Below are 24,765 nucleotides of genomic sequence, written 5' to 3' on the forward strand. Positions count from 1 at the left end.
CCTCGCAGATTGCTTACTAGTTTAGACTACGCCTGCGTAAAGTCCAACCCGATATCCGCCGCTGGTGCGGACTGCGTCAGTCGGCCAACGGAGATAAAATCAACACCCGTATCCGCCTTGTCGAAAATCGTGTCCAGTGTCACGCCGCCGGATGCTTCCGTCACCACGCGGCCGCCGATCAGCGTCACCGCCCCGCGCAAGGTGGCGGGTTCCATATTGTCGAGCAACAAATGCGTCGCGCCCGCGGCCAGCGCCGGTTCAATCTGATCAACCCGGTCCACTTCGACGATAATCCGTTCAATTCCCGCATCAACAGCGCGCTTCACCGCTTCGCTGATATCTCCTGCCACCGCGACATGATTATCTTTGATCATCGCCGCGTCCCACAGGCCCATGCGGTGGTTCTGTGCCCCGCCCATGCGCGTGGCATATTTTTCCAGTACGCGCAGGCCGGGTATAGTCTTGCGCGTGTCGAGTAAGGTGCAGCCGGTGCCGACAATCTTGCGCACATATTCATTGGTCATGCTGGCTATGCCGGTGAGATGCTGCACCGTGTTAAGCGCGCTGCGTTCCGCCGTCAGCATTGCTCGGCCCTTGCCCTTCAAGCGCATAATATCAGTGCCAGCCTCAACCGCTTCTCCTTCCGCCGCGAGGATTTCAATCTCCACATCAGGGTCAAGCGACCGAAAAAACGCCTCGGCAATCGGCAGGCCCGCGATAACCGCGTCGTGGCGGCTATCCATCACGCCGGTGAAGATGGCGTTTTCGGGGATCACGGCTTCGGATGTGACATCGCGACCGCCAGAATCAAACGGCGCGCCGAGGTCTTCGGCCAGAGTGGAAGCGACAAAAGCGTCGAGATCGAAGCAGTCTAGGGTGAAGGTCACTGTAATCTTCGACTTTCTGCCAACGCCTTTTCAAAGGCAGGCCTTGAAGTAAGTTGTTTAAGAAATTGAACAGTATAAGGATGTGCGTCGGACAAGATGCCAAGCATTTTCGCCGACCAAAGTGTAAAGCCCATCATTATGTCCGCACCGGTCAACTGATCTCCAGCCAGGAACGCTTGTTTGGAAACCACTTGCTCCACCTTATCCAAAATATGATTGGCAGAACCACGGACGGCGTTGATAATGGCTTGATGCTTTTCCGCATCGTCGCGATAAACCGTCAACCAAACAGTCGTGTTTATTGGCTGAGCCGCAGTTCCTTCCGAAAAGTGTAACCAATGAAGGTAACTAGCACGGTTTAGAGAACCTACCGGGGGTTCCAGCCTGCCGTTACCATATTGCTCCAATATATATTGGACAATCGCCCCTGACTCCGACAACGCAACGTCACCATCTTCGATATATGGGAAATTTCCAGCCGGTGTGTGTTGCGCAAAACCTTTGTCGCCATCGCGATTAAAAGCAACCGGGACTATTTCATGTGCGATTTCTAGTTCTTCAAGAAGCCATTTTATTCTGATTGAGCGGGTAAGTGGTGCGAAGTATAACTTCAACATTGATTTTAATCTTCATGCGCCAAATCAGCCGGCCCCAAATCGCCCTGCCCTACGGTAGCACTCGCCATTTCCATCATCTTGTCGATCGACTTGCGGGCTTGCAGGCGTAGCTCCTCATCCATTTCGATGCGGGGTTCCAGATCGCGCAGCGCGACGTAAAGTTTCTCCATCGTGTTGAGCGCCATATAGGGGCAGATATTGCAATTGCAGTTGCCGTCCGCACCGGGCGCGCCGATGAAATTCTTTTCCGGCACCGCTTTTTCCATCTGGTGAATGATATGCGGCTCGGTCGCGATGATGATCGTATCGCCTTCAAATTCCTTGGCATATTTCAGGATCGCGCTGGTTGATCCCACCATATCGGCATGGTCCAAAATATAGGCCGGGCATTCGGGATGAGCGGCCACAGGGGCATCGGGATGCTGGGTTTGCAGTTTCAGCAGTTCCGTCTCGCTGAACGCCTCATGGACGATACAGACACCGGGCCACAGCAGCATGTCACGGCCGGTTTTCTTGGCGATATAGCCGCCGAGATGCTTGTCCGGGCCAAAGATGATCTTCTGATCCTTTGGAATTTGCGAGAGAATATGCTCGGCAGACGAGCTGGTCACGATAATATCGGACAGCGCCTTCACCTCGGCCGAGCAGTTAATATAGGTCAGCGCGATATGGTCGGGATGTTCGTCGCGAAACGCCTTGAACTTGTCCGGTGGACAGCTGTCTTCCAGACTGCAACCCGCGTCCATATCCGGTAATACAACAATCTTCTCCGGCGACAGGATTTTCGCTGTTTCCGCCATGAATTTCACGCCGCAAAAAGCAATCACATCGGCATCGGTTTCCGCCGCCTTGCGGGATAGTTCGAGGCTATCACCGACAAAATCGGCAATATCCTGAATTTCCGGTTTCTGATAATAATGAGCGAGGATAATCGCGTTGCGTTCTTTTTTCAGGCGATGGATTTCTTCGACCACATCTACGCCGGCAAGCGAGCCACCAATTCCACCACGTGCGTCCATTGTCTTTCCCTTTAAATAACTTACAGCCGCTATGCCACGAGGCAGCGGCGAAGATCAATCATCGATGCGGAATTTCATGATCCGTGCTGTCACGGCCTGATCTGCATCCATTCCACCCATGATATAGTAGTTCTCACCCGATTTTGCGAGGGCGCGATGATCCATGCTGGGTTCGGCGAGCTTAGCAAGCTCGGTCCACTGATCCGCCTTCAGATCATAGCCAAAAACCCGCTCCGTCGGTTTCGCAGGGACACCATCATAGCCGATGCCATTGTAATTATAGGGATTGTCACCGCCGCCAGCGAACAGGATCATGCCGCGATCACCATCGCCCATGGCCGCCATCCGGTATTGCGGGCCACCGGGATGGGCATCAACCGCGCGCCAGGTAATCCGCTCCGGGTCACCGGGATCGATATCGCCTCGCCAAGCAAAAGGGGCAGCGGCAAATTTGCGTTTACCGTCAACTAGCCCGGCAACAGCCACACCATCGGCGATGATCATGCTGTGATTGGCAAGCCCGCCAGCATGGCCGAATACCGGCTTCCCGGGAAACTCAGTTGCTACGCTCCATGTATTAAATTCCGTATCATATAACTGGACAAGGCTGACATTGCCCTCATCATGCCAGCCGGAAACCAAATATATATAGCGCCCGCGATAAGGCAGTGCGACCATGTCATCAACCGGGGTCGGCATATCGGCGAGGCGCTTATAGTCTTTGGTCTTCGGATCAAAGGCGAAGACTTCCGGCGTTGAGACTTCATCGCCATTTTCGGCCACAGTATAACCGCCAAAGAGATAGACTTTGCCTGCCAAGGTGACGGCGGAGCTGGCCAGACGTCCTTCATCCACCGGCACCGGAGCAATTTCTTCGCATTCCTTGATGCTGATGATGCAGGCAAAAGCCGCATTGCTGGTATCTTGCCAGCTCTTGCCCGATTTTAAACCGTTGAAGCTATAAAGCGTCGGTCCATCAGGGCCTTCCGCCAAGGCGACAGCGTTGTTACTGATCGGGATGGGAAGCTCAAATTCTGCCACCGATGAAACGGGTGGTTCCGCAAGCTCCTGCCCACAACCGATCAAGGCCACAATTGCGCCCAAACCAATCAAACCCTTGCCCCAATATCCCGTCATTCTGCCCCCTGCTTTTCCTTGTCCGCCAGCACATCTTTGATCGACCGGGATACATCCCAGCGATCCGTATTAGCTGCGCCCCGCTCAAACGCAAAGAACGCATCGACCTTGGCGTCTAGTCCAGCAGCACGCAGCGGCAGGACAAAGCTGCTCTCCACTGCTCGCCTTGCGGCATCGCGCGCCAAACGCATCTGCAGCGGGTTTTTCGCCTGCTTCGCGAGTTCTGCCACACCTTTTTTGCGATTGGCCTGATCGAGGGTTTTCTCGGCATCAGTCAAAGCCATCAATATCCCGCCATCATCATAGCTTTGAATACGGTCAATCTGCACCTCTGGTCGGGCGATTTCAATAGGCGGCATTTCCACGGACAATGTCCTCGTCGTTTCATCCCAGCGAACATTTTCGGCATCCAGCTTGGCGAGATCAACCTCGTAACGCACCGATCCTGGCATGATCAGCGTCTTACGCGCCGACAGCCCCATGCGGCTCACTGTGGTCGTCACCGTCGCATTATAGCTGGCCGTGAAAACTGTAAGGCGGTTCTGTTCCCGCAACCCGTCGAGGCTCGCGCTAGCAATTGATACCGGATCGGGCGTGAAGTTGCTTTCAAACTTTGATAGCAACAGCCAGGATAAGGCGCCTAAGATCACCAACACTCCTGCCATAATTGCCAAGGGAATGGCGACGCGGCGGTTCACGAAGACATTTTCCATATATCACCGTCAACCGCTACAATCTCGCGATTCTGCAGGTCGATCAGATGCGCCCGCACGGACTGACCAGCTGCGCCCTTTAACCGTGGATCAAGGCCCTTATACATTTGCGTCACCATATCGGGGATGACCGATGCGCCGCTTTCGAGTATTTTGAGTATCTGGCGTTCACGCTGCTTGCGGTGCCCCATCATGCCGCGCACCAGTTGCTGCGGTTTGTCGACCTTTTTGCCATGGGCCGGATAATAGACCTTGTCTTCGCGCTCATAAAGCTTTTGTAGGCTCGCCATATAATCGGCCATATCGCCATCTGGCGGGACAATGACACTGGTCGACCATGCCATCACATGATCACCGGTAAACAAAGCGCCCGATTCCTGCACCGATAGGCAGAGATGATTAGATGTATGCCCTGGCGTTGCTACCGCTTCCATGGTCCAGCCGTCACCAGCCAGGGTTTCGCCATCCGCCAGCACCCGGTCGGGACTATAGCTTTTATCGAAACTCTCGTCGGCGCGCGGACCATCATCATCGAGCACCAAAGGCGCACAGCCAATAATCGGCGCGCCAGTGCGTTCGGACAATGGCGCGGCCGCCGGACTGTGATCCCTATGGGTATGCGTGCACATAATCGCGCTAATTTTGGCATCGCCAACCGCCGCCATGATCGCATCGATATGGTCGTCCAGCGCCGGGCCTGGATCGATGACAGCGCGGTCACTCTTATTACCCACAACATAAGTCTGCGTGCCGGTATAGGTATAAGGGCTGGGATTGCCCGCGAGCACGCGCGCGACCAAGGGTTCCATTTGTTCGGATAGGCCGGTTGGGAAGCTGCTCGGGTCAAATTCTTTGTTCATGGTCAAGATGTGGCATATTCAGGCCATAAAACAACCACCAATATCATCGCAAAATCAGGAGCGAACCGCAAATGGGGCCGCTCCCGATCTTGTGACGATAGGTTTAAGAGGGTTCAGGTCATCGAAAGCTGGGCCTTGAGGTTTTTGATCTCTTGATCAAAATTCTCGATTTTCAGCAGATGTTTAACGTCTTTGCTGTTACATTCTACCGCCTTAGCCCGCTTTTTTTCAAGCTTTTTCAGCGTGATCTGTAAGGTCATTTTCCGATCCTTGTCGGAGCAGCCAATAACGCTTGCCCATGCTCGGTCATTCATTGTGCTTTGTCCGGCAAAAGCGATTTCTTTGTTCATGGCGGTACAATCGAGCTTTGCACTTTTGGAACTTTTCGAGCGACTTGAACTGGTCACAGCGGCGCGAAAATTGGGTTTAAAGGCAATTTGGGTGACATCCCAAATTCTTGCCGCTACGCTTTTGGCCTCGCGCGCTTCTTGCTCAGCCTCACGAGCAGCTTCTCGCGCTTCACGTTGAGCCTCGCGAGCTTCACGCTGAGCCTCGCGAGCTTCCGCACGCGCTTCTCTTTCTGCTTCCCGCGCTTCATTGCGAGCCTCACGAGCGGCAGTACGCACTTCCCGCGCAGCTTCACGAAGCGCTTGCTCGACCTCACGCTCGGCTTCAAGGCGATCTTGTTGCGCTTCGCGCTTCGCTTCACGTACTTCCTGTGCATGCTCACGCGCAGCTTCTTCCGCCTCAAGGCGCGATTCTTCGGCTTCCTTGACCATTTCCTGAATTTCGCTTTTGCTCAGTTTCCTGTTGGTGCGCAATATCACAGTCCGGCCGTTATATTGGATCTTGTGAACATGTTCATTGCCATTGGCGCGGACTTTGGCCCAATCTTTTTCACCGCTTAGCATGGTGATATTGATCGTGCCTTTAGACTTATCATGCGCAACAAAATCAAGATTCGCCGGGGCAACAGGTGGTACCGGTGGAACGGGAGGAACCGGCGCGATTGGCGTCCAAGCCGTATCTTTATTGTCAACGGAAGAACCAATTTTCCTGAGCTTTTTTGCAATTTCTTTCTTTTTCAGCTTACGCTTTGACTGAAACTCGAAATTACCATCTTCATTGGCCACGGTATATTTATAGCCGCCTGCGATTTTCTCGGCGACAACAACGCCATTGCGCCCAACATCGACACTGGTGCTTCCGGAGCGGATTTTGACGCGATTATTTTTGCCACCGGTATTAATCGAGACATTGCGATCATCAATCACATCGCTGTCAACAATATCATTAAAGGCAGCGCCATCTTCATGCGGATGCGCTTCTGCTTCCACGGCGTAGGTAACTGTTGCCGTTAGTGGCAAGGCAACTACGGTGCCGGCGCCCACCATCAACGCACCCATGTGCTTGCGGAAGGGTGATTTTTCAGACTGGCCGAGCATTTTCAGCCGGTCCTTGATTTTGTTCTTCTGATTCAACGGACTGGCAAGACCAAGCTTATGTCCTGATACTGATTTTGCGATAGTACGACCATAAACAGCGCGCATGTCACGGCCGTTATTTTTCAAAATACGGGCATCACAGGCGGTCTCCTGATCCTGACGAAATGCAATCCACGCCAACCAAGCTACCGGGCTGAACCAGTGCAGCGACAAGATCAGAAGACCGACAAAATTCGCGGCCAGATCACCGGATTCATGATGGGCAATTTCGTGTTCCAGCGCCAATTCACGTTCGCGCGGCGCGTAATCGCGAAAGAAATTTGTCGGAACAGCAATATATTTCTTGAACAATCCAAAAGCCAGTGGTCCACCGACTGCAGCGGTTTCAAGTATCTTGATCCTTCCATGGTGACCGACCAAACGGCCATCCGAAACGATATCTTCGCGAAACTGAAAATAGGCTGCCAATTTGCTGATAAACAGCATCCCGGCTCCGCCTAGCCAAACAACCAGAGCAATCATCATCCAATCGACAGACGCCAGAGCGCCGACTGCCGCCGTTTCTGTAGGAGCAACCATTGCGATTTCCGAGAGTATCGGCGCTGCGGCCGCCGCTTCACCGGCTTCAACAGGTGCCGGCGCTTGCAATGTCAGTGTGGGCATAAACAGCCGTGCCAATGGCAGTGCCCATAAAAGATAAGCGATATGCGCGCCAAAAAAATGGGCCACCGGCTTACGGATTATCAGCACCAGTGCCATGAGCAACGTCATCGACACCATCGTGTCTATCATCCAGTTGGTCATCCCTTCAACTCCCTCAAAAGCTCTTCGATTTCCCTTATATCGTCATCGCTTAGCTCATCAGCCTCGGCCAAATGAGCGACCAACGGTGTGACTTTCCCTCCGAACAGACGGTCAACAAATTTACGTGAAACACCAGCCAGATAAGTATCCCGCTCAACCAGTGGTGAATATAAAAAACGCCGTCCATCACGCTCGGTGCCGATAACAGCTTTGGCAGCGAGACGGGACAGCAAGGTTTTAACAGTTTGCAGCGACCAGCCTTTGGCATCGGCAACACGGTCAGCCACTTCGGTAGCGGTCAGCGGTGCCGTTTGCCAAAGCACCTCCATAATCTCATGTTCGGCATCACTGATACGTTCGACCATATCCAATTTCTCCCAAATGAAATTGCGAAATTTGAATGAACAAGACTCGCTACTGACTACAGCTGTAGTTTCATCGACTACAAATGTAAATGTGTAATTTTACATTTGCGGCAGACCGTGATTGCATTTCAATCTACGGAAAATGTAACTGGTGCCCACTTGTTGTCGAAAAAATTTACAGAAACCGAGAAGTTAACGCAGCTTTAACCATCTAAGTGTTTAAAAGTTATAACATGAAGAAAACTGGCACACGCAGTGCAGGGTTGTTGGTGTTCCTATGTTTCACACCCATGAAACGCAAAATGAGGGGGACAGCGTACTGGTCTCCGCCGTCCCCTCTCATTAATTATTCTAGACAGCCCACGACCAATACCCACATTTAAACGGCTCGGATCTCCTAATCCGGGCCGTTTTTCATTATCGGCATAGGTTCTTGGAACATTTTTGCTGTAGGGCCGTTTTCTAGCAGCAGACAACCGACGGGGTAAATGAATTGGGACAAGAACAAAAGAGCAGCAACGATCTTGCAGAAGATCGTACGGATCTCGCCGAAGACCGCACAGATTGGGCAGAGGATCGCACCGTACTGGCCAATGAACGGACATTTGCAGGATGGATGCGCACTGGTTTGGCCGCCGCTGGTATCGGGTTGGGGTTCAATGCCTTATTTGGGAAGCTGCAGCCTTTCTGGCTTCCGCGGGCGATTGCCAGCTTGTTCATTCTGATAGGAATTTTCATTTTCTACATGGCCCAGCGTAATGGCTGCCGCGTACAAGACAGACTGAGCAGCCATGATGCTACCCCAATGAAGGGAATGAATTTAAAACTGATCGCCGCTGCAATGGCGTTCGGTAGCTTCTGCCTGGGCGTCGGAATGTGGCTTATCGAAATGCCAGACAGCTAAGCCAGCCGCTGCCACTAAAACCACTGTTTAATTCGCGGCTGGTGCGACCTTTTTCTCAGCCATCAATTCGCCCAGTTCGCCTGCTTCATACATTTCCATCATGATGTCGCTGCCGCCGACAAATTCACCTTTGACATATAGCTGCGGAATGGTCGGCCAATCCGAAAACTCTTTAATGCCCTGGCGTATTTCCATGTCCTGCAGGACATCGACGGATTCAAAGCCGACACCGAGATGTTCCAGGATTGCAACTGCTTTGCTGGAAAATCCGCATTGCGGAAACAACGGCGTGCCCTTCATGAACAGGACCACATCGTTGGACGTGACCATTGTGTCAATTTTTGCATTCACTGCGTCGTTCATCTTCATTCTCCTTTGCAGACCCCTTTCGGAAATCCTGCCTATTCTGGGACTCCAGTGGTAAGCTGCAACGCGTGCAGCTCTCCGCCCATTTTACCTTTTAATGCCGCATAGACGGCCTGATGCTGCTTAACCCTGTTCATGCCGGCAAAGGCCGGCGCCAGAACTTTGGCTGCATAATGATCACCGTCGCCCGCCAGATCCTGAATCTCGACCTCGGCATCGGGAAAGGCTTCCAAAATCATCGCCTTGATATCGTCACTCGCCATCGGCATCGCGGACTATCCTATTCGGCCTGTTCGATAAACTGACGCCGCGCTTCCACCATCTTGTCGGTCAGCGCGGTGCGAATACCGGCATCGTCTATATCGACACCCGCAGAGGTCAAATCGCCAAGCAGTTTGCGAATGACATCTTCATCGCCCGCTTCTTCAAAATCTGCCTGAACCACAGCTTTGGCATAGGCATCGGTTTCTTCAGCGGTCAGCCCCATTTTCTCAGCAGCCCATTCACCAACCAGACGGTTACGCCTTGCGGTTAGCTTGAATTGCATTTCCTCATCGCGGGCGAATTTATTTTCAAACGCTTTTTCACGATCTTCAAAACCGGCCATAATTTTCCCTCACGAATAATGGTCCATCCCAGAACCTTATGAAATAGAAATAGGCATTGGCCGCATCAGCGACAAGAGGCCAATGCCGATCAGTCGGCAACTTTCACTACAAGTTTACCAATCGCACCACGATCTGCCATTTTCTGGATCGCTTTCCCAGCATCAGCAAAGTCGAAAACCTCTGAGACGCGAGGTTGGATCATGCCCTGTCCCCAAAGCTTGAACAGCCGGTTGATATGGGACCGGTTGCCCGCCGGGTCGCGCATGGCATAAGCGCCCCAGAACACACCGCAGACATCACAGGATTTGAGCAAGGTCAGATTGAGCGGCAATTTTGCGATGCCAGCAGGAAAACCAACGACCAGAAACCGGCCCTCCCAAGCGATGGAACGTACGGCAGGTTCGCTGTAATCGCCGCCAACCGCATCATAGATAACATCTGCGCCATTGGGGCCAACCGCCGCTTTGAATTGCGCCGAAAGGGCCTTGGATTGATCCTTGTCAAAGGGCGCACGTTCATAAATCACCGTTTCATCTGCGCCCGCCTCTTTGGCAAAGGCTGCCTTCTCTTCGGAAGATACGGCGGCGACCACACGCGCACCAAAGGCTTTGCCCAATTCAACGGCAGCAATACCGACACCGCCGGATGCGCCCAGCACCAGAAGTGTGTCGCCTTCCTTGATGTGGCCGCGATCAACCAGTGCGTGGATCGATGTGCCGTAAGTCAGGATAAGCGCCGAGGCATCTTCAAAACTTACGGTATCCGGAATTTTGAACACGCTGTTATAATCGACCGCGACTTTCTCCACTAGACCGCCATGACCGGTGGTTGAAGCGACCCGGTCGCCCACTTTCAGACCGCTCACGCCTTCGCCGACTTCGGAAATGACACCGGAGACCTCGCCGCCGGGCGCAAAAGGACGAGGCGGTTTAAACTGGTACATATCCTGAATGATCAGAACGTCGGGATAATTGATCGAGCACGCTTTTACATCAATGACTACCTGTCCCTTGCCAGCGACCGGATCGTCGACATCCAGCATTTCCAGGCTATCCGGACCGCCGACTTTTGTGGACATCAATGCTTTCATACTCTTTTCCTCTTTCCCTGATCTATATTGAGCGCGCTATGCCATCACCGGTTTATGCCAGGACTGAGCAGAATCGACACTTTTTTCATGCGCTTCTATGGCATCGGATTTTGCCATTGTCAGGTCAATTTCATCAAGCCCGTCCATCAAACATTGTTGCCGGAAAGGATCCATCTCGAAGGTAAAGCGATCCTGAAAGGGTGTTGTTACGCTCATGCTTTCCATATCGATGGTGATCGGATCGGTTTTGGCGACTTCCATCAGGCGGTCAATGGCGGCCTGCGGCAGGGGAATGGCCAGCAGACCGTTTTTAAATGCGTTGCTGGAAAAAATATCCGAAAAACTGGGTGCAATAATGGCCCTTATGCCCATGTCGTCGAGCGCCCAAGCGGCATGTTCGCGGCTTGAGCCGCAGCCAAAATTATCGCCAGCGATCAGGATGGACGCACCGGCATATTCCGGGTCGTCAAAAACATTACCCTTTTGCGCACGAACCGATTCAAATGCGCCCTCACCTAACCCATCACGCGATATTGTTTTGAGCCATTCCGCCGATATGATGACATCGGTATCGACATTTTTTCGCCCAAACGGAATGGCTCGACCTTCAACTTTGCGAACGGGCTTCATTCTTTGCCCTCTTCATCGGCATCATCGACTGGCTCGTTTTCATAGCGTGTGCCCGGCTTGGGTTTAGCGGCCTTAAACTCATCCAGTTTCCGCATCTTGTGACGGCCAGCGTACATCAATGCCGCCGCCACGGCTGCTGAACCTACCGCAGCGCCAACTTTGGCACCGGTGGACCATTTGCTCTTTTTCTCTTCGTCACCCTTCTCTTTGGGCTGTTTCCTGTCATCTGTCATAACCAAACCCTATCTTATTAGTTCACGAACATCGGTAAGCTTTCCGGTAACTGCCGCCGCTGCGGCCATCGCGGGAGACATAAGGTGCGTTCTAGCACCTGGCCCCTGCCGACCAACAAAATTGCGATTGGACGTCGAGGCGCAGCGCTCACCGGGCGGCACTTTGTCAGGGTTCATGCCAAGGCAGGCGGAACAGCCCGGCTCGCGCCATTCAAACCCGGAATCTGTGAATATCTTGTCCAGCCCTTCTGCTTCCGCCTGCGCTTTGACCAGACCGGAGCCGGGGACGACAATCGCCCATTTCACGCCATCGGCCTTTTTGCGCCCATCCAGCACTTGGGCAGCAGCGCGCAAATCTTCGATGCGACTGTTGGTGCAGCTGCCGATAAAGATGTTTTCAACAGCGACATCGCCTAACGCCTGACCGGACGTTAATCCCATATAATCCAGCGACTTGCGCGCTGCGTCCTGCTTAGACGGATCAGCGAAACTTTCAGGTGCCGGTATATGACCGGTCACCGGCACAACATCTTCGGGACTGGTGCCCCAGGTCACTGTCGGCGCTACATCAGCAGCATTGATAGTCACGCTTTTATCAAACTGCGCGTCATCATCTGATCGCAATGTTTTCCAATAGGCAACCGCCGCATCCCAATCAGCGCCCTGCGGAGCCATGGGACGGCCTTTCAGATAGGCAAAAGTCTTGTCATCCGGTGCAATCAGTCCGGCGCGTGCACCGGCTTCGATTGACATGTTGGACACCGTCAACCGGCCTTCTATCGACATTTGCTCGAAAACTTCGCCGCGATACTCAATGACATGACCCGTGCCGCCAGCGGCGCCAATCACGCCAATGATATGCAGGATCAGATCTTTCGGGCTTATACCGGGCCCCAGCATCCCTTCGACCCGAATTTCCATCGATTTAGATCTTGATAGCTGCAACGTCTGGGTCGCCAAGACATGTTCGACTTCGCTGGTGCCAATGCCAAAAGCCAGCGCACCCAGCGCGCCATGGGCGGCCGTATGGCTGTCGCCGCAGACCAGCGTTGTGCCGGGCAAGGTAAAGCCTTGCTCTGGCCCGATTACATGAACAATGCCCTGTTCCGTATCGCTCGCACCGATATATTTGATGCCAAAGGCAGGCGCATTGGCTTCCAACGCCTCCAGCTGCGCGGCGCTTTGTGGATCAGCAATCGGTATCTTGTTTCCCGCAGCATCGATACGAGGAGTAGTCGGCAAATTATGGTCTGGAACCGCTAATGTTAGATCTGGGCGGCGAACCTTGCGGCCTGCCTTACGCAGTCCTTCGAAAGCCTGCGGGCTGGTCACTTCGTGCACCAGATGCCGGTCGATATAGATCAGCGCCGTGCCGTCATCGCGTTGGTCCACGACATGCGCATCCCAGATTTTTTCATATAGGGTTCTTGCTTCGGTCATCCCGGTTTTACCATCCTCTTAAGCAATATGGTGTTTCGTTTACCGAGATCAATTGCTCGTGCAAGTGAGAAGTGACTTCAAAAGCCCATCAAAAATGCCTATCATCGATGGATGAGCATTTTCGCAATTTTAGCCACGATCCTTGTCTCTGTGATTGCGATGGAGTTTATCGCATGGGGCGCGCATAAATATATCATGCATGGTTTCGGTTGGAGCTGGCATCGTGATCATCACGAACCGCACGATAACGCACTGGAAAAGAATGACCTTTATGGCATTGTCGGCGCGGTAATGAGCATTTCGATGTTCATCATCGGAAGCCCGATGATCATGGGCGCATCCTTTTGGGAACCCGGCACATGGATAGGTGTAGGTATAATGCTCTACGGGATCATCTACACTTTAATCCATGATGGCCTGGTGCATCAGCGTTATTTTAAATATGTGCCGAAGCGCGGTTATGCCAAACGTCTGGTTCAAGCGCATAAGCTGCATCACGCAACCGTCGGTAAAGAAGGCGGCGTGAGCTTTGGTTTTGTTTTCGCCCGTGATCCCGCCAAGTTGAAGGCGGAATTGAAGGTACAGCGCGAAACCGGAAAAGCTGTGGTCAGAGACTCTGTCGGGGCATCCTGAATCCAGGCCATTTGAACATCGTCAAACCAATACCGGCAAAGATCATAGCGCTGCCGACGAAAAAGCGCGTGCTCAGCGTCTCCCCGAGCAGTAAAACTCCGCCAAGTGCTGCGATAGCGGGCACCGAAAGCTGAGAGGCAGCAGCGGTACTGACCGACAGGCGCGGCAGGACGGCATACCAGGTGATGTAGCCCAACCCGGATGTGACAGTTCCAGAGATGACTGCCAGCGCGATTCCGGTTGGCTGAATTTGATCAGCGTTGCCAAAAAAAGGGATTAGCAGCAAGCAAAGCAAGGATGCGCCAAAAAAATTACGGGTTGTTGTCAGAGCGGGGCGTGAAGCTCCTTTTCCTGCCCAGCTGTAAAAACCCCACGAAATACCGGCTAGCGCCATGATCAGGCCACCGATCAACGGCGGCGCTGTGTCACCAGGAGCCAGAAAAACAACCAATCCAGCAATAGCCAGTAATAAGCCCGCCCATTGAATGGGCGTCGGATAGATACCGCGAACTATCCCGATCATTTGCAAGCTCAATTGCCCAGCAGGAAACAGGATCAATGCCCCAATAGCGGCATCAAGCGAGACATAAGCATAGGAAAAGCTGACCGCATAGACGAACAGTGCAATGGCCGGAACGAAAGTATCACCGCGCGGCAACACAGCGCGGCCATGTTGAAAGCCTAAAAGCAGCCCCAACATAATGCCTCCGGAAACCAATCGTATGCTTGTAAAACTTGCCCAATCAATGGTGCTATCGGCCAAAGCCGCACGGTTCAGCAAACTATTGCCGGCAAAAGCACATAGTGTCAGAACCAACAGAACAGCTGTTAAAAGAGGTCCGCCAGTTTGGTTTAACGACTGATCACCAGCGGACACTAACCAGCAAGTGTCGGTACAACTGGTCCGCCTAGCTCAATCGCTTTCTTATACGCCGGCCGCGCCATCATCCGCTTGCCATAGTCCATTGACGCCGGGCGGTTAGCGAGCATTCCCGCAGCCATTGCTAGCTCAAGCACATACATCACATTGATATCGGCGCCGGTAAAATCATCACCAACCAGAAATTCACGATTATCGATATGGTGCTCCAAATAGTCGAGCAGTTTAACCACTTCCCCCTCGACGAACGGGGCATAACCTTCCCCCAGTCCTCCGAAGCGCGGCGCGAGCATCTGGACGATCACCGGGTTGGCCAATGTGCCTTCGGCAAAATGCAGCCATTCGAGATATTCAGCGCGATCTTTGGAACCCGGTGCCGGTGTCAATTTGCCTTCGCCATATTGCTCCAGAATATATTCAATAATCGCGCCTGATTCCATCATCAGATGCCCGTCGATAATCGCCGTCGGGGCCTTGGCCAGCGGATGAATCGCCGCAAGATCAGCCTGCGCGCGCATGGTTTCGGGATGCCGCTGATGCCGCACCATTTCATATTCGATACCCAATTCTTCCAGCAGCCAGATGATGCGCGTCGAACGGCTATATTCGAGATGGTGCAATTTTATCATGGGAATGGCTCCTGTAGGGTTTGAACAGTTTCGCTATGCCAAAGCCTAGATGCAGTCAAAAGGACAAACAACAAAAACAATGATTGCGTTTACCAAAAAACCTACGGCGCAATCCGTTCCGAATGCCTAGTGTCCGACGACGCCCAGGCTTTCAAATGGTCGGTCATTGTCGCTATATTTCTCAACCAGTGTTGCGCTGGCTTCATTCAGGCCGATTAATTCAACCGTCTTGCCCTCATTTTGCAACCGCTCGACAATTTTGTCGAGCATGCCGGTTGCCGAGATATCCCAGAAATGCGCATCGTGCACATCGATAACCACGGTATCAATACCGTCCTCGTTAAACTCCATCGCTTCATAAAGCATGTCGACGGAGCCGAAGAATATCTGACCACCAAAGACATAGCGGTGCGTTGTGACTTCGACAAAATCCTGAATGGTGACGAGCTGACGCACTTTCCAGGCGAAGAATATGCCGGAAAGCAGAACGCCGGTCAGCACACCGATCGACAAGTCATGGGTCGCGACAACCATGACCACTGTTGCAATCATCACGACGTTAGATGGCCAAGGGTGATGCGTGATTTCGGTAAAGCTTTTCCAGCGAAAGGTGCTGATCGACACAAAGATCATCACTGCGACCAGCGCGGGCATCGGGATTTGCGCGACAAGCGGCCCGAGACCGACAATCAGAACCAACAGCATAACGCCGGCAACAAAAGTCGAAAGCCGTCGCTGGCCACCCGACTTGATATTGATCACCGACTGACCGATCATGGCGCAGCCGCCCATGCCGCCGATCCAGCCGGTCACGAAATTGGCGATACCCTGACCATAGGTTTCGCGTTTCTTGTCGCTGCGGGTTTCGGTCATGTCATCGACAATCGACGCGGTGAGCAGGGATTCCAGCAGGCCAACGGCTGCCATCGCCAATGAATAGGGCGCAATGATCTGCAATGTTTCCCAAGTGATCGGGATTTGCGGAATGTGGATCCACGGCAGGCTGTCGGGCAGCTCGCCCATGTCCCCGACAGTGGAAACGTCGACTTTGAAATAGATGCTGACCGCTGCCAGGACAATGATAGCTGCCAAGGGTGAAGGCACCCAACCGGTCAGCTTTGGCAAGCCATAGATAATCGCAAGACCCGCCGCGACCATCGCATATGTCTGCCATGTAAAGGCTTCACCGGTCAATTGCGGGAGCTGCGCCATGAAAATGAGAATGGCCAGCGCGTTGACGAAGCCGGTAATCACCGATCGTGAGACAAAGCGCATCAGCAAGTCCAACCTTAGCAAAGCCGCTATAGCCTGAAAAATACCCATCAATATCGTCGCAGCGAATAGATATTCGACACCGTGATCGCGGACCAGCGGTACGACCAACACGGCCACAGCCGCAGTCGCAGCGCTGATCATCCCGGGCCGGCCACCGATCATGGAGATAATCACTGCAATGGAAAAACTGGCATAGAGACCAACACGCGGATCAACACCGGCGATGATGGCAAAGCCGATGGCCTCGGGGATCAGGGCCAGCGCCACCACCAGACCGGCCAAAAACTCGGTTTTCGGATTGGATAGCCAGTCGCGCTTAAAATCGCTGTGTATTGCCATGATTCGGTCCCCACCGATTGAAATGTCAGATTAAAATGCTGCAACGCAACATCATCAGGCGCGGCCATGGCCTATTGACCTGCCACCGTCAAGCGAAGCACCATTGTTTACATCCATTTCAGATCAAACAGGCACCCGGAAATCTTCGGTCACTGTAGCCACCGCAGCAATTTCCTCTTCATGGCTAATCTCGCGATGCGGCTCGGCAAGTGCTTCCTTCTCCCAAAACTGCATGGCGGGGTGGGCAATGATATGGTCCACCCATGCCCGGCCTTTCGCACCGATATCGAGATCAAATGAACGCACGCGATAGGCAACCGGTGCATAAAATGCATCGACGGCAGTAAATCTGCCGCCCGCCAACCAAGGCCCGCCAAAGCTGTCCAGACCTTCGGCAAACAGCTCTCTGATCCGGTCGACATTGCGCTGAAGCGGTGTCTCAATTTCATGCAGTTTGGCGCGAACTCCAACGTTCATAGGGCAGATGTTGCGTAGCGGCGCGAACCCACCATGCATTTCCGCTGCGGTACAACGCGCCCAAGTCCGGGCTTTTTCATCCTCTGGCCAGACACCTTCATGCCGCTCGGCGAGATATTCGACAATCGCCAGCGAATCCCAGATCGTGCGATCATCATCCTTCAGACCGTTATGTTGTAAGCAGGGCACCTGTGCATTGGGCGCAAAGGCCCGAAACCGCTCGTAATTATCTTCTTCAAAATAGATAATGTCATCTTCGAAAGGGATATCCAGCGCCTTCATCAATATCCACGGGCGCAGCGACCAGCTCGAATAATTGCGGTTGGCGGTAATCAGCGTGTAACTCATGAGGCCTCCTTTGGAGAGATGTAGCTTGGATCATGGTGAAAGGGCATTGGGCGATCATCGGCCAGAGCTTCCAATATGCTGGCGAATTCGGTTTTTCCCCGAAATCCCAAAAGTCTCTCCGCTTTTCCCGGATCATAAATACGGTCAATATGATCCGGCAACACCCAGCCTTTCTTGTGATACAAATCAGCAGCCTCGGGAAAATAGCGCGCGATAACGGACGGCGCATTTTCCATCAGTTGCTTGCAATCTTCCCGGGCAAATAGCGTCGGCGCTGATAATATGAACGTCTCGAATCCCAGATCAGCGATGGCATCCAATGCCGCTACATGTGCCTGGGCGGCGTCCTCAACGGTCAATCGCCGGTTTAAAAATTCATTGGCTTTCAGATTGGGACCGCTTGGCACTTCAAGCGTGTCATCATCCTCCGGGAAAAATCGGCCGGTGCGCAAGACCGCGACATTGATACCGTGCAACTTGTGATAGAGGCGGCATAAATGCTCCGCCGATATTTTGGTCACGCCATAAATATTGCGCGGTTTTAGAGGGCCGAATTCCTCATCCAGCCAAACAGCCTGCTCAGCTCCGCCCGCGCGGCCCGCACGAACCGCCTCGGAAATCATCAGCGAGGTTGTTGAAGTAAAGACAAACCGGTCATGACCAGCCTGCGCTGCGGCTTCGAGGAGGTTCAACGTTCCCGTCACATTCACATCGACAAAGGCACTGTTCGGATAACGGACAATATCCGGCTTATGCAGCGCGCCCGCGTGGATCACCGCTTCAATACCATGGTCACTGAAAGTCTTGTCGATCAAGGGACGGTCCGCCACCGAACCGTTGACATTGGTATACTCACCCGGCGCAACATCTAGACCAACCACTTTGTGACCGATGGCCTCAAGCCTGGGTGCGAGAAACCTGCCTAACCAACCCGAAGAGCCGGTGAGCAGCAGCTTCATCAGGCGCCACCAATCAATTCACGGCCGATCAGCATCCGGCGAATTTCATTGGTTCCTGCCCCAATGTCGAGCAATTTGGAATCGCGCCAGTAACGCTCCACCGGCCAATCGGTCGTGTAGCCGGCCCCGCCCAGTGCCTGCACCGATTCTTCAGCCACCCGAACACTGCTCTCTGACGCATACATGACAGCGCCGGCGGCATCGAAACGCGTTGTCTGACCGGCGTCACACGCCTTGTTCACCGCATAAACATAGGCCCGCGCGCTATTGAGCCGCACATACATATCGGCAATCTTGCCTTGCATCAGCTGGAACGTCCCAATTGGTTTGCCAAACTGTTTACGCTCACGAACGTAGGGGATGACGGTATCGAGGCACGCCTGCATTAGTCCCAAGGGGATCGCCGCCAGAACCGCGCGTTCATAGTCGAGGCCAGACATCAGCACGCCAACGCCGCCATTAATTGGCCCCATGACATTTTCCTCTGGAACTTCGCAATCGTCAAACACCAGTTCAGCTGTTGGGCTGCCTTTCATCCCGACCTTTTCGATTTTCTGACCGATGGAAAAACCTTTCATACCCTTTTCAATCAGGAACGCGGTGATACCGCCGGAGCCTGCATCAGGCCGTGTTTTGCCATAGACCACCAAAGTATCGGCGTCGGTTGAGTTGGTGATCCAGAATTTGGTGCCGTTCAATATATAGCCGCCCTGCACCGCTTCGGCTTTGAGTTTCATGCTCACGACGTCCGATCCTGCACCGGCTTCCGACATGGCCAGTGAGCCGACATGTTCGCCGGAAATCAGTTTTGGCAGATATTTTGCTTTTTGCTCCGGCGTGGCCCAGCGGCGGATCTGGTTGACGCACAGATTACTATGCGCGCCGTAAGAAAGCCCCAGTGCCGCACTGCCGCGGCTGACTTCTTCAACCGCTATCGCATGTTCCAGATAGCCTAGACCTAACCCGCCATCGTCTTCCTCAACCGTTACGCCGTGCAGACCAAGCTCGCCCATCTGCTCCCAAAGCTCGCGCGGGAACCAGTCCTCGCGATCCATTTTCTGGGCCAGCGGCATGATCTTTTCATCAGCAAAACGCCGCGTGGTATCGCGAATCTGATCCGCCATTTCACCAAGTTGGAAATCAAAATCAGGGGTAGCAATCATGCGGATATATCCTTTGTCCTTTGTTGTACCGCGTTTAACAGATGATGCGTAGTTTTCCAGCGCCTTGTGCCCCTGCGAAGGCAGGGGTCTATCTCCCGGTCGGGCAGTTTTTTTACTATCACGAGATGGACTCCTGCCTTCGCAGGAGCACAGTTGCGCTTGGTTTCAGCCGATGCCATAGGCGCGATCATGTTATACGATCTTGCTCGCCCATTTATTTTCGCACTCGAAGCGGAGAAAGCCCACGGCCTTACCATTGCCGGATTAAAGGCGCTACCTATGGGACCGGCACCCAAATCCGACCCTGTGTTGAACACCACCGTCGCTGGCCTGGAATTTGCTAATCCCATCGGCATGGCACCCGGTTTCGACAAAAATGGCGAAGTGCCCGATGCCCTGATCCGCATGGGCTTTGGCTATGCCGAAGTGGGCACGCTGACACCACGCGCGCAGCCGGGCAATCCCAAACCGCGCATATTCCGGTTGCCGGAGGATAAGGCAGTCATAAACCGGTTAGGATTTAACAATGAAGGGCAGGAAAAGGCAGCACCACGCTTGAAACGGATGCGCGTCCGGATGGGCAAAGGTGTGCTCGGTATCAATATTGGCGCTAACAAAGACAGCGACGATCGCATTGCCGATTATGTCATTGGCGTCGAGAATATGGCACCATTGGCCGACTATCTGACGGTCAATATTTCCTCGCCCAACACGCCCGGTCTGCGCGCGTTGCAGGACAAGGGTGCACTGGAAGAATTGCTCGCCGCTGTCATGCAGGCGCGTGCTAGTCACAAAGTGCCAGTGTTCCTCAAAGTCGCTCCCGATCTGGCACCGGCCGATATTGATGACATTGTCGATGTCACAATGAAACAGAAGATTGATGCGCTTATCGTCTCAAATACTACGATCACGCGCCCCAATCTGCAATCAGCCAATAAAGATGAAACCGGTGGTCTGTCTGGCGCACCCCTAAAGGATCTGGCGCTGCAACGGCTTAAGGATTTTCGTAAAGCCAGTGGCGGCAAGATTCCACTGATCGGCGTAGGTGGCATCGCCCATGCCAACGATGCCTATGAACGCATTCGTGCCGGCGCTTCACTGATTCAGCTTTATACAGCAATGATATATGAAGGTCCGACCATGGCCCGCGCGATCAGCTGTGGGCTAGCCAAACGGTTAAAACGCGACGGATTTGCATCGGTTTCAGATGCCGTCGGGGCCAGATAATATCTGGCGACAAATGATTTGCCAAACGGACAACCCATCCATAAAACTTGGCGCCATGAAAAAACTCCTGACTTTGCTCGCTTTTTTCCTCATCACTCCACTCGCCGTTCCGGCCAGTGCGCAAAATGCTGGCACCGCTGCATCGGCGCATCCCGAAGCCACGAAAGCTGGATTTGAAATGCTGCAGGCCGGCGGCTCCGCGACAGATGCAGCCATGGCTATGATGCTCGCGCTGACCGTTGTTGAACCGCAATCGAGCGGCATTGGCGGTGGCGGGTTTCTGCTACACCATGACGGCAAAAGTGGCTGGATGGAAACGATTGACGGACGCGAAATGGCACCTTCAGCGGCCGCTTCGGATCGCTTTCTCGGCGAAGATGGTAAACCTCTTGGCTGGCGCGACGCCGCGCCAGGTGGAAAGTCAGTAGGCGTCCCCGGCAATATGCGGCTGATGGAAATGGCGCATAGAAAATGGGGTAAACTGCCCTGGGAAAAACTGTTCGAGCCTGCGATCAAGCTCGCCGAGGAAGGCTATGCCGTCAGTCCGCCGCAATATGACTGGATGAAACGGCTCGAAAAACTCTGGATCAAATTTCCGGATATGCAGAAGCTTTATTGGCGCGATGGCGTCCCCGCGCCGCGCGGTACAATCATCAAAAACCCTGAACTCGGCCAATTGCTTCGCGAATTGCAAACCGGAGGCGCCGAATCTTTTTACACAGGCAAAACTGCCGCCGCCATTATGGGAGCAGTCGGCGATGCACCGCAGAACCCATCGGTTTTGACCGAGCAGGATTTTGCCAATTATAGCGCGATATTACGCCATCCGGTTTGCTCTACCTACCGCGAATATCGGATTTGCGGTATGGGGCCGCCCTCTTCGGGGGCAACCACCGTTCTTCAGATTCTGGGTTCTATCGAACGCTTTGATATGGGCGCGCTCTATGAAAAAGAACCGGCCCGCGCTTGGCATGTGATCGGCGAAGCTATGCGATTGGCCTATGCAGATCGTGAGAAATATCTGGCCGATCAGGATTTTGTGTCCGTGCCGGTAGCTGGCCTGATCGACAAAGGCTATCTTAGTAAACGCTCTCAAATGATTGCGCTGCAGCGCGCGCGACCGGAATTCCCGGGGATTGAGACTTATCCCGCTGGCAACCCTCCGGGCGCTATGCCGCGCACCGCCGCCATTTCCTCCGAAGTGGCGGGCACGACCCATTTCACCGCCGTCGATGGTGAAGGCAATATAGCCAATATGACTTCCACGGTTGAAGGGCCATTTGGCAGCCAGCTGCTCGCTCGCGGTATGGTGCTTAACAACGAACTGACCGATTTCACCTTCGCGCCGGAAAAAGATGGTGCTCCCGTTGCCAATCGGGTTCAACCCGGCAAGCGTCCTCTTTCTTCGATGTCCCCAACGATTGTATATGATGCGACTGGCAAACCGATTCTTGCTCTCGGCTCAGCAGGCGGCAAACGAATCATCATGCATGTGACTAAGACGTTGATCGGAGTGCTAGACTATGGGTTGCCGCTGCAAGAAGCCATGGCGATGCCCAATATCTATTTTGGCGGATCGGGACTGCTGATTGAAAATGATAGCGATCTAATTGCTTTGCAAGATGACTTGGCTCGGCTTGGTCATACGGTCGTATCGACTAACTTGCCGTCAAAACTTGCTGGTGCCCAAAAGACCGACAAGGGCTGGGTCGGTGCCGTTGACCCCCGCAGCACCGGCGAGGCGGTTAGCGAACTGCCTTAAACCTTACATTTCAGATACGATGGCTGGAAACCATTGCCCGAAACTTTTATCCGCGCTAGCTTGCGACCACAATAGGGGTCGGCCGTTCACAGGTTTGGCCGCGTGAGAGGGTAAGTAGAGTGTCGGCAAAAAAAACGAGTAACCGTTATTTGGAATTTGACGGCTTTTCTAACTTGGTTTCCATGTTCTTCCAACGGGCTAGCGAAGGCGGTGACAAACCTTTTTTGAGCACAAAGATTGACGGTGAATGGCGTGCCACCAGCTGGAACGAAGCAGCTCGGCAAGTAGCGGCTTTGGCCAAATCTTTCAAGAAAATCGGTCTCAAGCCCGGCGATCGTATCATGCTGGTCTCGGACAATTGTCCACAATGGTGTATCGCCGATCTAGCGATTATGGCAGCAAAATGTATTACTGTTCCGACATACACTACCAATACGCCCAACGATCATCAGCATATCCTTGATAATAGCGGTGCAAAAGCAGTTATCGTATCAAACCAGAAACTGGCCCAGAACCTAATTCCAGCTGTTATGCAATCATCAGATGCAGAGATTGTCATTGGCATGTCAGACCTCCGGATTGGCCAATCGGGTGATTTTGATATCTATCAATGGGATGGTCTGGTTCAGGGAACCGACCAAGATGTGTCAGACATCAGGGCCGAGGCGGCAGACATCGAACGCGATGAAGTCGCCTGTATCATCTATACCAGCGGGACGGGCGGCAAGCCGCGCGGGGTGATGCAGCCACACGGTGCGATCCTGCACAACGTCAAAGGCCCTGCTGAAGTAATAGAAAATGATTTTGGATGGGATGACGAGGTTTTTCTGTCCTTCTTGCCGCTTAGTCATGCCTACGAACATAGCGCCGGACAGTTTTTCCCGATCGGTTTAGGCGCTGAAATCTATTATTCAGAAGGCCTCGAAAAGCTTGCTTCCAATATTGAAGAAGTCCGGCCCACGATCATGGTCGTGGTCCCGCGCTTGTTTGAAGTGCTGCGAACGCGACTAATCAAGACAGTCGAGAAACAAGGCAAAATGCCGAACTATCTGCTCGGCAAGGCTTTAGCGATGGGCGAACGTGAAGCAGGCGGCAAAAAGCGCAAACGTGACAAGCTGATGGATGTCTTTTTGAATAAGACGCTCCGGCCAAAGGTACAGAAACGTTTTGGTGGCCGAATCAAAGCCATGGTGTCCGGCGGCGCTCCGCTCAACCCCGATATCGGAGTATTTTTCCAGTCTCTCGGACTGACATTGCTACAGGGCTACGGTCAGACAGAATCCGGCCCAATTATCTCTTGCAACAGACCAAGCACCGGCCTGAAAATGGATACAGTTGGTCCGCCAATGATCGACACCGAGGTCAAGATTGCGGATGATGGAGAAATATTGGTTCGCGGCGAGTTGGTGATGAAAGGTTACTGGCGCAATCAGGCGGAAACCGACCGTGTTATAATTGATGGCTGGCTCCACACAGGTGACATCGGCCTGATCGACGAGGCTGGTCGCGTGGCTATTACCGACCGCAAGAAAGACCTGATCGTGAATGACAAAGGCGAAAATGTAGCGCCCCAGAAACTTGAAGGTATGTTGACCCTGCAACCTGAAATCCTTCAGGCGATGATTGTTGGAGACAAACGCCCTTATATGGTGGGGCTGATAGTTCCAGACCCTGAATGGGCACTGGAATGGTCTCGCGAGGAGGGCATGGCCTATGACTTCCTTAAACTGCAGGCCAATCCAGCCTTCAAATCAGCGGTTAGCAAAGCCATGGACCGGGTAAACAAAAATCTCTCAGTAACGGAAAAGGTCCGCCGGTTTGAATTTGCCGACGAACCTTTTGCGATTGAAAATGAAGAACTTACGCCGAGCATGAAAATCCGGCGTCATGTTATTCGCGAGCGTTACATGGAAAGACTGAGCGCGCTTTACAAAAAATAAACGTGCCAGCAGTGC

Annotated in this window: 26 protein-coding genes; 5 read left to right on the top strand and 21 right to left on the bottom strand. The window is 53.3% G+C overall.

The window, feature by feature from the left end; translation table 11 throughout:
- Nucleotides 1-26: 26 nt before the first annotated feature.
- From nadC to J4G78_RS06140, 8 genes are all read right to left on the bottom strand, one after another.
- Nucleotides 27-887 carry a carboxylating nicotinate-nucleotide diphosphorylase gene (nadC, locus tag J4G78_RS06105; protein WP_207989350.1) on the bottom strand — a complete coding sequence of 287 codons (861 nt, stop codon included), beginning with the start codon at nucleotides 885-887 and terminating at the stop codon, nucleotides 27-29.
- A complete protein-coding gene (locus tag J4G78_RS06110) occupies nucleotides 884-1,504 on the bottom strand; it encodes a glutathione S-transferase family protein (protein ID WP_207989352.1) in 621 nt (206 codons plus the stop codon). Before J4G78_RS06110 ends, nadC begins: the two co-directional genes overlap by 4 nt.
- A gap of 5 nt (nucleotides 1,505-1,509) precedes the next feature.
- Nucleotides 1,510-2,523 carry a quinolinate synthase NadA gene (gene nadA, locus J4G78_RS06115; RefSeq protein ID WP_207989354.1) on the bottom strand — a complete coding sequence of 338 codons (1,014 nt, stop codon included), beginning with the start codon at nucleotides 2,521-2,523 and terminating at the stop codon, nucleotides 1,510-1,512.
- A gap of 54 nt (nucleotides 2,524-2,577) precedes the next feature.
- The gene (locus J4G78_RS06120) at nucleotides 2,578-3,660 is read right to left on the bottom strand and encodes a Kelch repeat-containing protein (RefSeq protein ID WP_207989356.1); all 1,083 of its coding nucleotides are present in this window, start codon (nucleotides 3,658-3,660) and stop codon (nucleotides 2,578-2,580) included.
- Nucleotides 3,657-4,373, bottom strand: coding sequence for a DUF4230 domain-containing protein (locus tag J4G78_RS06125; RefSeq protein ID WP_207989358.1), 717 nt, complete (start codon nucleotides 4,371-4,373; stop codon nucleotides 3,657-3,659). The genes J4G78_RS06120 and J4G78_RS06125 overlap by 4 nt, the downstream gene beginning before the upstream one ends.
- Nucleotides 4,355-5,233: an MBL fold metallo-hydrolase gene (locus J4G78_RS06130; RefSeq protein WP_207989360.1), complete on the bottom strand. Its 879-nt coding sequence runs from the start codon at nucleotides 5,231-5,233 to the stop codon at nucleotides 4,355-4,357. The genes J4G78_RS06125 and J4G78_RS06130 overlap by 19 nt, the downstream gene beginning before the upstream one ends.
- Before the next feature lie 113 nt (nucleotides 5,234-5,346).
- Nucleotides 5,347-7,482 carry a M56 family metallopeptidase gene (locus J4G78_RS06135; RefSeq protein ID WP_207989363.1) on the bottom strand — a complete coding sequence of 712 codons (2,136 nt, stop codon included), beginning with the start codon at nucleotides 7,480-7,482 and terminating at the stop codon, nucleotides 5,347-5,349.
- Nucleotides 7,479-7,847, bottom strand: a complete 369-nt coding sequence (locus J4G78_RS06140; RefSeq protein ID WP_207989364.1) for a BlaI/MecI/CopY family transcriptional regulator — start codon at nucleotides 7,845-7,847, stop codon at nucleotides 7,479-7,481. Before J4G78_RS06140 ends, J4G78_RS06135 begins: the two co-directional genes overlap by 4 nt.
- A 493-nt stretch (nucleotides 7,848-8,340) precedes the next feature.
- Here J4G78_RS06140 and J4G78_RS06145 point away from each other — a divergent pair, with 493 nt between their 5' ends.
- Entirely contained in the window at nucleotides 8,341-8,751 is a 411-nt protein-coding gene (locus tag J4G78_RS06145) for a YidH family protein (protein ID WP_207989366.1), read from the top strand.
- A 27-nt stretch (nucleotides 8,752-8,778) separates the two neighbouring features.
- Here J4G78_RS06145 and grxD read toward each other — a convergent pair whose 3' ends face one another.
- The 7 genes from grxD to leuC form a co-directional block, all read right to left on the bottom strand.
- Complete coding sequence (grxD, locus tag J4G78_RS06150; protein WP_207989368.1) at nucleotides 8,779-9,114, bottom strand: Grx4 family monothiol glutaredoxin; 336 nt, start codon at nucleotides 9,112-9,114, stop codon at nucleotides 8,779-8,781.
- 38 nt (nucleotides 9,115-9,152) lie between these two features.
- The gene (locus J4G78_RS06155) at nucleotides 9,153-9,386 is read right to left on the bottom strand and encodes a BolA family protein (protein ID WP_207989370.1); all 234 of its coding nucleotides are present in this window, start codon (nucleotides 9,384-9,386) and stop codon (nucleotides 9,153-9,155) included.
- 11 nt (nucleotides 9,387-9,397) lie between these two features.
- The gene (locus tag J4G78_RS06160; RefSeq protein WP_207989371.1) at nucleotides 9,398-9,724 is read right to left on the bottom strand and encodes a DUF1476 domain-containing protein; all 327 of its coding nucleotides are present in this window, start codon (nucleotides 9,722-9,724) and stop codon (nucleotides 9,398-9,400) included.
- Between the two features lie 89 nt (nucleotides 9,725-9,813).
- Nucleotides 9,814-10,815: an NADPH:quinone oxidoreductase family protein gene (locus tag J4G78_RS06165; protein ID WP_207989373.1), complete on the bottom strand. Its 1,002-nt coding sequence runs from the start codon at nucleotides 10,813-10,815 to the stop codon at nucleotides 9,814-9,816.
- 36 nt (nucleotides 10,816-10,851) lie between these two features.
- On the bottom strand, nucleotides 10,852-11,445 hold the full coding sequence (leuD, locus tag J4G78_RS06170; protein WP_207989374.1) for a 3-isopropylmalate dehydratase small subunit: 594 nt from the start codon (nucleotides 11,443-11,445) through the stop codon (nucleotides 10,852-10,854).
- Nucleotides 11,442-11,678, bottom strand: coding sequence for a hypothetical protein (locus J4G78_RS06175; RefSeq protein ID WP_207989376.1), 237 nt, complete (start codon nucleotides 11,676-11,678; stop codon nucleotides 11,442-11,444). Before J4G78_RS06175 ends, leuD begins: the two co-directional genes overlap by 4 nt.
- Before the next feature lie 9 nt (nucleotides 11,679-11,687).
- Nucleotides 11,688-13,118 carry a 3-isopropylmalate dehydratase large subunit gene (gene leuC, locus J4G78_RS06180; RefSeq protein WP_207989377.1) on the bottom strand — a complete coding sequence of 477 codons (1,431 nt, stop codon included), beginning with the start codon at nucleotides 13,116-13,118 and terminating at the stop codon, nucleotides 11,688-11,690.
- Nucleotides 13,119-13,229: 111 nt separating this feature from the next.
- On the opposite strand from leuC, the gene J4G78_RS06185 reads away from it, so the two are divergent.
- Nucleotides 13,230-13,751 (top strand): sterol desaturase family protein, encoded by a 522-nt coding sequence (locus J4G78_RS06185; RefSeq protein WP_207989378.1) that lies wholly within the window; start codon nucleotides 13,230-13,232, stop codon nucleotides 13,749-13,751.
- On the opposite strand, the gene J4G78_RS06190 is transcribed toward J4G78_RS06185, so the two are convergent.
- The 6 genes from J4G78_RS06190 to J4G78_RS06215 all read right to left on the bottom strand — a co-directional run bounded on the left by J4G78_RS06190 (nucleotide 13,726) and on the right by J4G78_RS06215 (nucleotide 19,821).
- Nucleotides 13,726-14,451, bottom strand: coding sequence for a DMT family transporter (locus tag J4G78_RS06190; RefSeq protein WP_207989379.1), 726 nt, complete (start codon nucleotides 14,449-14,451; stop codon nucleotides 13,726-13,728). The two genes, J4G78_RS06185 and J4G78_RS06190, sit on opposite strands and share 26 nt — an antisense overlap.
- 176 nt (nucleotides 14,452-14,627) lie before the next feature.
- Nucleotides 14,628-15,260, bottom strand: coding sequence for a glutathione S-transferase family protein (locus J4G78_RS06195; RefSeq protein ID WP_207989380.1), 633 nt, complete (start codon nucleotides 15,258-15,260; stop codon nucleotides 14,628-14,630).
- Between the two features lie 126 nt (nucleotides 15,261-15,386).
- A complete protein-coding gene (locus J4G78_RS06200) occupies nucleotides 15,387-16,874 on the bottom strand; it encodes a SulP family inorganic anion transporter (protein ID WP_207989382.1) in 1,488 nt (495 codons plus the stop codon).
- Between the two features lie 123 nt (nucleotides 16,875-16,997).
- Nucleotides 16,998-17,699 carry a glutathione S-transferase family protein gene (locus J4G78_RS06205; RefSeq protein ID WP_207989383.1) on the bottom strand — a complete coding sequence of 234 codons (702 nt, stop codon included), beginning with the start codon at nucleotides 17,697-17,699 and terminating at the stop codon, nucleotides 16,998-17,000.
- Entirely contained in the window at nucleotides 17,696-18,658 is a 963-nt protein-coding gene (locus tag J4G78_RS06210) for an NAD-dependent epimerase/dehydratase family protein (protein WP_207989385.1), read from the bottom strand. Before J4G78_RS06210 ends, J4G78_RS06205 begins: the two co-directional genes overlap by 4 nt.
- Entirely contained in the window at nucleotides 18,658-19,821 is a 1,164-nt protein-coding gene (locus J4G78_RS06215) for an isovaleryl-CoA dehydrogenase (RefSeq protein WP_207989387.1), read from the bottom strand. Before J4G78_RS06215 ends, J4G78_RS06210 begins: the two co-directional genes overlap by 1 nt.
- A gap of 189 nt (nucleotides 19,822-20,010) precedes the next feature.
- Here J4G78_RS06215 and J4G78_RS06220 point away from each other — a divergent pair, with 189 nt between their 5' ends.
- The 3 genes from J4G78_RS06220 to J4G78_RS06230 all read left to right on the top strand — a co-directional run bounded on the left by J4G78_RS06220 (nucleotide 20,011) and on the right by J4G78_RS06230 (nucleotide 24,750).
- Complete coding sequence (locus J4G78_RS06220; protein ID WP_207990475.1) at nucleotides 20,011-21,048, top strand: quinone-dependent dihydroorotate dehydrogenase; 1,038 nt, start codon at nucleotides 20,011-20,013, stop codon at nucleotides 21,046-21,048.
- Between the two features lie 55 nt (nucleotides 21,049-21,103).
- On the top strand, nucleotides 21,104-22,810 hold the full coding sequence (gene ggt / locus J4G78_RS06225; protein ID WP_207989389.1) for a gamma-glutamyltransferase: 1,707 nt from the start codon (nucleotides 21,104-21,106) through the stop codon (nucleotides 22,808-22,810).
- A gap of 182 nt (nucleotides 22,811-22,992) precedes the next feature.
- Nucleotides 22,993-24,750, top strand: a complete 1,758-nt coding sequence (locus J4G78_RS06230; protein ID WP_207990477.1) for an AMP-dependent synthetase/ligase — start codon at nucleotides 22,993-22,995, stop codon at nucleotides 24,748-24,750.
- The last annotated feature ends 15 nt before the right edge of the window (nucleotides 24,751-24,765 follow it).

This window comes from Parasphingorhabdus cellanae, assembly GCF_017498565.1.
In the GTDB taxonomy this organism is placed as follows: Bacteria; Pseudomonadota; Alphaproteobacteria; order Sphingomonadales; family Sphingomonadaceae; genus Parasphingorhabdus; species Parasphingorhabdus cellanae.

Excerpts from the sequence above, each read along its gene's own strand:
- J4G78_RS06110 (WP_207989352.1), bottom strand. The coding sequence starts at position 1,504 with ATGTTGAAGTTATACTTCGCACCACTTACCCGCTCAATCAGAATAAAA.
- nadA (WP_207989354.1), bottom strand. The coding sequence starts at position 2,523 with ATGGACGCACGTGGTGGAATTGGTGGCTCGCTTGCCGGCGTAGATGTG.
- J4G78_RS06120 (WP_207989356.1), bottom strand. The coding sequence starts at position 3,660 with ATGACGGGATATTGGGGCAAGGGTTTGATTGGTTTGGGCGCAATTGTG.
- J4G78_RS06125 (WP_207989358.1), bottom strand. The coding sequence starts at position 4,373 with ATGGAAAATGTCTTCGTGAACCGCCGCGTCGCCATTCCCTTGGCAATT.
- J4G78_RS06130 (WP_207989360.1), bottom strand. The coding sequence starts at position 5,233 with ATGAACAAAGAATTTGACCCGAGCAGCTTCCCAACCGGCCTATCCGAA.
- J4G78_RS06135 (WP_207989363.1), bottom strand. The coding sequence starts at position 7,482 with ATGACCAACTGGATGATAGACACGATGGTGTCGATGACGTTGCTCATG.
- J4G78_RS06140 (WP_207989364.1), bottom strand. The coding sequence starts at position 7,847 with ATGGTCGAACGTATCAGTGATGCCGAACATGAGATTATGGAGGTGCTT.
- grxD (WP_207989368.1), bottom strand. The coding sequence starts at position 9,114 with ATGAACGACGCAGTGAATGCAAAAATTGACACAATGGTCACGTCCAAC.
- J4G78_RS06155 (WP_207989370.1), bottom strand. The coding sequence starts at position 9,386 with ATGCCGATGGCGAGTGACGATATCAAGGCGATGATTTTGGAAGCCTTT.
- J4G78_RS06160 (WP_207989371.1), bottom strand. The coding sequence starts at position 9,724 with ATGGCCGGTTTTGAAGATCGTGAAAAAGCGTTTGAAAATAAATTCGCC.
- J4G78_RS06165 (WP_207989373.1), bottom strand. The coding sequence starts at position 10,815 with ATGAAAGCATTGATGTCCACAAAAGTCGGCGGTCCGGATAGCCTGGAA.
- leuD (WP_207989374.1), bottom strand. The coding sequence starts at position 11,445 with ATGAAGCCCGTTCGCAAAGTTGAAGGTCGAGCCATTCCGTTTGGGCGA.
- J4G78_RS06175 (WP_207989376.1), bottom strand. The coding sequence starts at position 11,678 with ATGACAGATGACAGGAAACAGCCCAAAGAGAAGGGTGACGAAGAGAAA.
- leuC (WP_207989377.1), bottom strand. The coding sequence starts at position 13,118 with ATGACCGAAGCAAGAACCCTATATGAAAAAATCTGGGATGCGCATGTC.
- J4G78_RS06185 (WP_207989378.1), top strand. The coding sequence starts at position 13,230 with ATGAGCATTTTCGCAATTTTAGCCACGATCCTTGTCTCTGTGATTGCG.
- J4G78_RS06190 (WP_207989379.1), bottom strand. The coding sequence starts at position 14,451 with ATGTTGGGGCTGCTTTTAGGCTTTCAACATGGCCGCGCTGTGTTGCCG.
- J4G78_RS06195 (WP_207989380.1), bottom strand. The coding sequence starts at position 15,260 with ATGATAAAATTGCACCATCTCGAATATAGCCGTTCGACGCGCATCATC.
- J4G78_RS06200 (WP_207989382.1), bottom strand. The coding sequence starts at position 16,874 with ATGGCAATACACAGCGATTTTAAGCGCGACTGGCTATCCAATCCGAAA.
- J4G78_RS06205 (WP_207989383.1), bottom strand. The coding sequence starts at position 17,699 with ATGAGTTACACGCTGATTACCGCCAACCGCAATTATTCGAGCTGGTCG.
- J4G78_RS06210 (WP_207989385.1), bottom strand. The coding sequence starts at position 18,658 with ATGAAGCTGCTGCTCACCGGCTCTTCGGGTTGGTTAGGCAGGTTTCTC.
- J4G78_RS06215 (WP_207989387.1), bottom strand. The coding sequence starts at position 19,821 with ATGATTGCTACCCCTGATTTTGATTTCCAACTTGGTGAAATGGCGGAT.
- J4G78_RS06220 (WP_207990475.1), top strand. The coding sequence starts at position 20,011 with ATGTTATACGATCTTGCTCGCCCATTTATTTTCGCACTCGAAGCGGAG.
- ggt (WP_207989389.1), top strand. The coding sequence starts at position 21,104 with ATGAAAAAACTCCTGACTTTGCTCGCTTTTTTCCTCATCACTCCACTC.
- J4G78_RS06230 (WP_207990477.1), top strand. The coding sequence starts at position 22,993 with ATGTTCTTCCAACGGGCTAGCGAAGGCGGTGACAAACCTTTTTTGAGC.